3 protein-coding genes are annotated in these 3,646 nt (G+C 57.2%); all 3 read right to left on the minus strand.

Annotated elements, in window-relative coordinates; translation table 11 throughout:
- Positions 1-158 precede the first annotated feature (158 nt).
- The 3 genes from E3O39_RS18790 to E3O39_RS18800 all read right to left on the minus strand — a co-directional run bounded on the left by E3O39_RS18790 (position 159) and on the right by E3O39_RS18800 (position 3,137).
- Positions 159-1,319, minus strand: coding sequence for a hypothetical protein (locus E3O39_RS18790; RefSeq protein ID WP_241985146.1), 1,161 nt, complete (start codon positions 1,317-1,319; stop codon positions 159-161).
- Between the two features lie 358 nt (positions 1,320-1,677).
- Complete coding sequence (locus E3O39_RS18795; RefSeq protein ID WP_134449086.1) at positions 1,678-2,019, minus strand: helix-turn-helix transcriptional regulator; 342 nt, start codon at positions 2,017-2,019, stop codon at positions 1,678-1,680.
- Entirely contained in the window at positions 2,016-3,137 is a 1,122-nt protein-coding gene (locus tag E3O39_RS18800; RefSeq protein WP_241985147.1) for a tyrosine-type recombinase/integrase, read from the minus strand. Before E3O39_RS18800 ends, E3O39_RS18795 begins: the two co-directional genes overlap by 4 nt.
- Between the last annotated feature and the right edge of the window lie 509 nt (positions 3,138-3,646).

Consider the following 3,646-nt stretch of genomic DNA (forward strand, 5'->3'; position numbering starts at 1 on the left):
AGGCAGCCCTCAACGCCTTCGACATCACCTTCAACGGCCGACTCTCCATCCGAGACAACTAAAAATCAAACCCAGTTACACCGAAAACTTGACAGACCCTTGCAGTGGAATGACTGGGTGTCATCAGTAGGGGTGACACTTGGCTGAGGCCCGCGCGGTCATCGCCCTTGTGAACTTGGTTTCTCCTTGGCATAGCGGGGGTTTTTGTCAATGACGTAACTCGACCAGGGGACCGTGGCCGCTGAGCCGTGCTTGCTCATGATCTGTTTGCTGTAGCCGAGCATCCTCGACAATGAAGTTGGGTCGATCTCCTCGACGAGGCCGCGGATTGTCCTGTTTCGGACGCCTTGGATGTCGATGCCCATTTTGACTCGCAGCTGCAGCAAGAGTGTGTTGGGAGACCTGGGCCTTCCGGCCCTGGTTCCGGGAAAGAGCCAGTTGGTCCCGGTGTTCACGGTGCCGGCGTTGTCGCGGGTGCGCAGATGCGCGAGAAACAGGGGTATTAGAGCCGCGGGAATTGGCGCGGGGTGCTCGCCAAGTTTGATCGTGATGCCTGTGGGTCGGACGTCGATTTGGTCGAGGGTCATCATGGATAGGCGCCCGATGGGGATGCCGAAGAGGAGGAATATCAAGCCCGCGACCCGAGTGGACTCGTTGACGTTGACAGCCTCCATGAGAGTTTTGATATGTGCCATGCGTTGACGCTGCGTCAGCAGGGGCGTCGTCTGTGCGAGTCGAACGGGGACGTCGACGTCCTTGACGGTCGCTTCCCGACCGAGGTAGCGGACGAAATTCCGGATGTGCTTCCTCGTCGATGGACCGTCCGAAAGGTATTCGTCGATGTGAATCTGTCGTATTGAGGCGCTCGTCTTGCCGTGGAAGTCAAAGAGCCAACTGAGAAATTTCCCGGCCTCGGTGATCTCCTGTTTGGCGGTCCGAACTGCATAGTTCATGTTCTTGGTTTCGGACGATGCCGCTTTGATCCGTCGAAGGTGGTGCCATCTTCCAAAGCGTTCGATAGGGGAGTGGATGTCGGGTGTCGCGTTGAGCTGCTCGAGTCGCTCGTCTAGCCATTGTTCGAACATCGCCAGCTGGCCGTCGTCTTGGGCTGGGAGCATGCGGTTGTGGGTCAGTATGGCTCGCAGGTGCTCAACTGCCGGGTTCTTGGGCAATGCGTCGAAGGCTTCGTGGGATAGGACGATCTCTCGGTCTCCGAGGCGACGTAGCAACTCCGCAGAGACGCCTCCGTTGCTGTGGAGCCAAGTGTGGATGCTCTCTGGGCGCTCGACGGTTGTGAGGACCGAAACCAGCCGTTTCAAGCGCAGATCAGCGGGATCATTTGGTCTGAGAAGCGCGAGGAGCTCGGATTCGACGACGCAAACAATGCATTGGCCACCGCGGAATCGTTCCCGTTCGCGACCACACTTGTCGCAGGTCAAGTTTGTCGTGATCCCCGCGCATCCTGCGCAGATATTGTCGCCCGATTCGAGACGGCCGGGGAGCATCCGATGCTGGCCGCAGAGAGGACACTCTCCAAAGGTGTGCACCGCATTGCTGAAGCAGATCCCGCAAATCCTGCCGTCTGGCCACCGGAGACGGATCTTCCCGGTCTCGCGGCCGCATCGGTCGCAGGTGTAGCCGGCGGTTGTGGTGCGAGGGCGCCCCCGGGGCTTGAAGTCAGTCATCCTCGGGCCGTCGGATCCGAGCCCGGACGGGACGGTAGGCCTCCATCAGTGGTATCTCTGCTTCATCTCCGGCGACTTTGCGTCTCTGCGTTCTGACGTCGGCGCTGGTGTAGGTGACCAGTTCATTCATCTCGACTCCGAATACGTCACAGAGTGCGACCAGGACTTGGAATGCGATGCGATCCGGATTGTGGGCAACTATCCGATTGATCTGAGATTCGGATAGCGTGATTCCTCGATCACGGAGCGGATCTACCAGGTCACGGCTGGTGCGAATTCCGGCCCTGGCCATGAGCTCGCGAACGTGGAACTTGTACTCGATCTGGCGTTTCATCGTGACGCCTTTCCTTGATGTCTTGCCGGCTTGAGCAGTAGCTTGCCCTTGCTCTTGAGAACGTCCTTGGTGAGGACTCGCTCCATCTCTCTGGCGGCGTAGTCCGCAGAGGGGAGTGTGTAGATAGAGGTCGTGGATTCGTTTGCATGCCCGATTTGCAGTGAGATGAACTTCGAGTCGTAGCCGTACACAGTGATCATGTGCGTCGTGTAGGACCGGCGGAGGCCGTGAATGTCGAGCCCTGGCTCGAGGCCGAGAGCGTTGGCAAAGCCGATGAACCGGCTGTACAGATCACCCTGCGCGACGAGACCTCCGGTTGATGTCGGAAAGAGGTGCGTTATTGGCTGGCCGTAGCGGGGGAGTCCGAACTCAACCCATTCAGCGACTGCCTCGGCTGCCCAGTCGACCAGTGTCTGAACCGTTCGCTGCTTTTTAGGGGCACCCTTGTTTGCCTTACCATTTCGAACTCTCAGAAGCCCGTAGTCGCCGAAGTAAGGAGCTTTAATGTTGGGGGAGAAGTCGACAAGGTCGAGCTTTCGCAGTTCGTCGTGGCGCAACCCCCAGCCGTAGCAAGCCTTGAGTGCTGTAACGTCTCGCCACGCGGCGAGTCCTCCTTTGACCCTTGAGCCGATGATTCGGGCAACTTCGTCGTCGGCATAGTCGAAGAACTGTTGCAGCTCTGCGAGGTCAAAAGCACGCTTTTCTGGTGCCATGGTCGCGAACTGCGTATGTCGGGCCTTATTGAGGTCGGTAATGATCTGCGACATGGAAGACCCGAACAAGCGCCCGCAGCTCTCGTTCCAGGGATAGCTCTCACTGGTGGCGTAATCGCAAAATAGCGAGATGTCGCTTTGATAGGCGCGGATCGTTTCCTGAACCAGGCCTCTGACGTTTACGAGGTGAGAGAAGTACTCGTCTGCGTCAGTCGGCATCCATTCCCACGGAAATTTCCCTGTGGCGTCGCAGAAGTCGAGGACGCGATTGATCCGTCGAGTGATTGTCTTCGCAACGAAATTCTTGGTGTACTGCTGCCGCTTCCACCCGGTCAACACTTCCGCGAGAAAAGCGTCCTTGTCAGGCCCACGATCGTGCAAAGGCAGAAAGGAGAGACCTCCCATTTTGTCGGCCATTATGCCGCCCGAACTGTCTGCATGTTTTGCATGCTATCTGCATATTATGCAGATAGCAATAGAAATGTCCCGGTCAGATGCGTTGTTCGCCGCGTCGAAACCGGATGGACAACAACGGTCAGCACCCGGGTGTGAGGGCAGGACCTGGGTAGCAAAATACCTGATCATGAGGCATTCGAGACCGCGAGTGCATGGATACACGATTCTTGGCTATTTGCGTAATCCGCAGATGACTACGTTACAAACTGACATAATATTTGTTATCGGTCATATATATGTGTCATATTGCCGGTGATATTACCCGCAAAAACACTAATGATTCTTGCTATTGAGTCCGTGATGCGGATAACTATCGGTTTTGAGTAGACCTGTCTCCGCTTCGCAGTTAGGCCATCGCCCGTACGAGGACTCTGTGCGGCTGGATACCGGCGGGATTGTCACGGGTCTCCGCGAGCTCCTCGGCGCCCAGCTCGTCGCTTATCTGGGCCGGGTGTCGA

It is taken from the genome of Cryobacterium sp. MDB2-A-1 (genome assembly GCF_004402675.1).
GTDB classification, from domain to species: domain Bacteria; phylum Actinomycetota; class Actinomycetes; order Actinomycetales; family Microbacteriaceae; genus Cryobacterium; species Cryobacterium glucosi.